The following is a 3,950-nucleotide window of genomic DNA, read 5'->3' as shown; positions in this document are numbered from 1 at the left end:
CGACTGAAGTCGCCGTTCGCTTTTCATCCGTGCTTTAAAAAGACACGGCTTTCAAGCTCTCGTCCTTTTCTCGTAAAGCCTACGACGACCCCCTCGACGTTCCCTTGGAAGAAATGACCGAAAGCTACAAACTCAACACCCTGTCGGCCATGCGGATGACCTCCGCCTGCCGTCCCTATCTCCTCCAAGCCGAAAATGCCACCATCACCAACTCCGGTTCCCTGGTGGGGGTCTTGCCCGCTTTTGACTTCATCGCCTACTCCGCCGCCAAAGCCGCCCTCAACCACATGATGCTGGGTTTGGCCCACTATTTTGCCAAACAGGTCCGCATCAACACGGTGCTCATCGGTACGGTCATTACCCCGGGCTACGCGGAGGCGGGTTTGGATGAAAAGGCCCAGTATGCCCTGGCCCACCCCGACAACCTGACCGGACGGGCCGGCAAACCCCAGGACATTGCCAACGCCTTCCTGTGGCTGGCGTCACCGGCGGGGTCCTGGGTGAGCGGCCAGACCTTGCAAGTCTCCGGCGGGGGCAAGCGGGTGCGGCTGAAGCCCGAATAAATCCGATCGCCCGTTTCTGCTGCAATTTTCCGATGAAATTGGATTTGATGGTTCCCTCTTTCTTCTGGTATCGCGGAATTTGGGTGGGAGTCCCCCTTTCAATGCTGGCTTTGACGCCCACTCCGAGTCAAGCCCAGATCGACCGGGAGATTTCGACAACTGCCCTCAACGCAGAAAAGTCCCTGCTCCCCTCGACCCGGGCGATCGACCTGTCCCCCGCCACGGCGGGGGCGATTCCGGATGAAAATTTGGACTTCTTTTTCAGCTTGGGCAAACAACCTCCAGCCGTTCCGACGGTTGCAGAAGTCGGGGGAGATGCCGTCCCGTCGGACCCGGAAGACCCCAACGCGGGGTTGCGAATCCCCCCCAATTTTGGGGAGGGTTTTCCCATCGAGCAGGTGTTCGTCTACCTTCGCAACCCCACCGACGACCCGGAGCAAAATGAAGCGTTGCGGCGGCAACTTGCAAATACCTTCGGCATTCGGCCGGGGGGGAGTTTTAGCCCCCTGTTTGCCGACGGGGCCCTGAACCGGGTGCTACAGTTGCCGTTCGTAGAGGGGGCGGAATATCGCCTCTACGAGTCCCACCGACCGGGGGCGGTGATTGTGGCGTTACTGGTGACGGTGCAGCCCCCGGAAACCGGGGAGAGGCCCGCTCCCGAACCGACGGGCCTGTTGGTCAGCGGCGATGTCCGCGATTTTCCGACCCTGTACCAGAGCGATCGCACTTTGGCAAAAATCATCTTCAACGGGGGCGTGGGGGGCTTCAGCGACACCAATCCCAGGTTCGGGAGTGCCCGCGAGTTGGTTTCGGGTCCCTACCAGCCCACGGGAACTCTGACCTGGGGGGAATATTATTTGGAACCCGGTTTGGCCGGGATCACCCGTCTGGGCGATGCTCCGATTTATGCCTATGCTGCCGGTTCCTATACCATATCCGGGACGCTGCAACCCGACATTTTCCGCGCGGGCGATCGCTTCTACGGCGATATTGAACAACTCTACGGCGGGTTGCTCGTCGCCGAAACCGGAAGTCCCCTCAGCTTCAACCTGTCGGCGGGACGGCAAATTTTTCAACTCAACCAAGGATTTTTATTTTCGCAGTTCAGCGGTTCGGCCAACGCCCTCGATCGCGGGGCCAGCTACTCGAGTCCCCGCACCGCCTACGATATGACGGTGCTGGCTAATCTGCAGATGGGGGACTTCCGCTGGCTGGGCTTTTTCCTGGAACCCGACGAACTGCCGGCGGCCGAGAGCCACACTCAATATCTGGGGACGAGCCTGAGCTACAACAATAATAAGGGCGTCGAGGCGGCTTTGACCTATGTAACCGTACCGCGATCGTCCCGGCTGTATGTGTTGCCGGATAGCCGTAACTTCACCCGCGAGGGGTTGCAGGCGATCAATCCCCGCCTGCGACTGTCGTCATTATTCGGGGTGTCGGGACTCTGGATAGAGGGCGAATATGCGTATCAATTCAGCACTCAGCAGAGTATGTCCGCCCAGGGGGGTTATGTGTGGCTGGGTTATACTGCCGAGGAGGTTTCTTGGAAGCCCAGCATTAGCTATCGCTTTGCGGGGTTCAGCGGCGACAATCCCCACACCTCCACCTACGAACGCTTCGATCCGCTGCAAGCGAGCGGACTGACGGATTGGTTGCAGGGGATCAATTTGGGCAAGGTTTTTAACAATAGCAATACCTTTTCCCATCGAGTCACGTTCAAGGTGAATCCCAGCGATCGCCTTTTGATTTCGTTGGATTATTATTATCGCTTTGCGGACCAATTGAACAATCTCGGTGGCAATCCCGCCCTCTCAACGCTGGACTCCCACGACCTGGGTCACGAGTTCTTGTTGCTGACCCGATATACTGTATCGGAGAATTTCTTGCTTCAGGGAGTGGGGGCGATCGCTTTCCCGGGTTCTGCCATTCGCCAAGCTGTCGGCCATACCCCCGATCCTTGGATCACCCTACAACTCTCATTGTTCATGTTCTTCTAGTTCAGTAGTGGACCGTTTCAGCTCAAACGAGGCAATATTCAGTCCAGTAGTCCGGTACAACTTGACTCCCAACGTAGCACAGGCATCCTGCCTGTGAGAAAAGAGCGATCGCAGTCCAGTCGGTTGGGTGATTGCCTCATTTAAGATGAAATTGCCTCATTGAAGTGGAACATATCATCGAGGAACTGGGGGAATGGCAGGGCACCGATCCCGAGACGGGATTTCAACTGGTCAAAACTGCCGATCGCAAAATTATCAAAATCGCCGAGTGCAATGATTCGTAAAAATCTTTCGGCTAAGATCCCCCAGAATTGGGGGTTTGAGAGCCGGTGTACAATGATCTGGAGGAGCGGGTTAAAACCTGCCCTCGCCTGACCCATCCTCTCTAGGCGACAATCCATGACGCTCTCCCTAGAAAAACCCACCCCCCCAAACTCCATCCTCCAACGCCACGATGCCACCTGGCAAGACTATGTGGCTATCCGGGATAACCAAGCTATAGACTGGCGGAAAATCTCATTTCATAAAGGATGGTTGTGGATCGATATGGGTAAAGAAGGGCCCAATCATGCTTCGTTCAGTGATTTGATGACCATGATTTTTGGATTCTGGGTATTCCTGCACCCCGAGTGTGTCTTGCAATCCTATCGTCGCTGCATTATTGAACGCCCCGACACCCACGCCTGTGCGCCAGATTTGGTACTCTACAAGGGCGACAACATTCCCAGATGGCAACCGGGCGAACCGCGCCGGATTGACTTGCGACGCCACCGTTTGCCCGACCTGGTGGGGGAAATTGCCGACACCACCCTCAGCCTTGACTTGGACGAACAAAAGCAACTCTACGCCAGCTTAAATATCCCGGAATATTGGGTCGTTGATGTGAAAGGACTGCGGATTTTTGCCTTTGCTTTGGCGGAATCGGGGCGTTATGAATCGATTGAGGAATCCCAGGTTTTAACTGGGTTGCCTATTACCCTCCTAGAACAAACCCTAGAACGACTGACCACCGAAACCAACACCGCCGCTGCCAGTTGGTTAATCCAACAGTTACAAAACCTGCCAGAACGAAAGGACGGCACGGCTGAATCCGAACCCGAGGAGGAAAAAAATGTCCAATAAAACTACCGATGAAGATTTGGAATTGCTGGCCGAATTGGGGGTGGATATCGACCCGGAACCGCCCCGCCAATACTCCCCCAGAGAGGAGCGGATTATCGCCGGTTTTGAGGAAATCGATCGCTTTGTCGCGGAAAACGGCAGACTGCCCCAACATGGGGGCGATTACAATCCCGAAACAGCCAGCCTTTGTAGTAGACCGTTTCGGCTCAAATGAGGCAAAATTCAAAACGGAGCATCGGGCATCTTGCCTGTGGATTCAGATCCG

3 protein-coding genes and 1 pseudogene are annotated in these 3,950 nt (G+C 55.8%); all 4 read left to right on the top strand.

The features are described 5' to 3' along the window. Positions 1–92: 92 nt before the first annotated feature. Positions 93–563: pseudogene (locus LKE08_RS02120) on the top strand (SDR family oxidoreductase); the annotation flags it as partial. Between the two features lie 47 nt (positions 564–610). Then, entirely contained in the window at positions 611–2,563 is a 1,953-nt protein-coding gene (locus LKE08_RS02115; protein ID WP_324702539.1) for an alginate export family protein, read from the top strand. A 399-nt stretch (positions 2,564–2,962) separates the two neighbouring features. After that, a complete protein-coding gene (locus tag LKE08_RS02110; protein WP_324702538.1) occupies positions 2,963–3,685 on the top strand; it encodes a Uma2 family endonuclease in 723 nt (240 codons plus the stop codon). Further along, positions 3,675–3,899, top strand: coding sequence for a hypothetical protein (locus tag LKE08_RS02105; protein WP_324702537.1), 225 nt, complete (start codon positions 3,675–3,677; stop codon positions 3,897–3,899). Before LKE08_RS02110 ends, LKE08_RS02105 begins: the two co-directional genes overlap by 11 nt. Positions 3,900–3,950: the final 51 nt, after the last annotated feature.

The organism is Lyngbya sp. CCY1209, from assembly GCF_035615495.1.
Lineage (GTDB): Bacteria > Cyanobacteriota > Cyanobacteriia > Cyanobacteriales > Microcoleaceae > Limnospira.
This window is presented reverse-complemented; position numbering and strand designations above follow the sequence as displayed.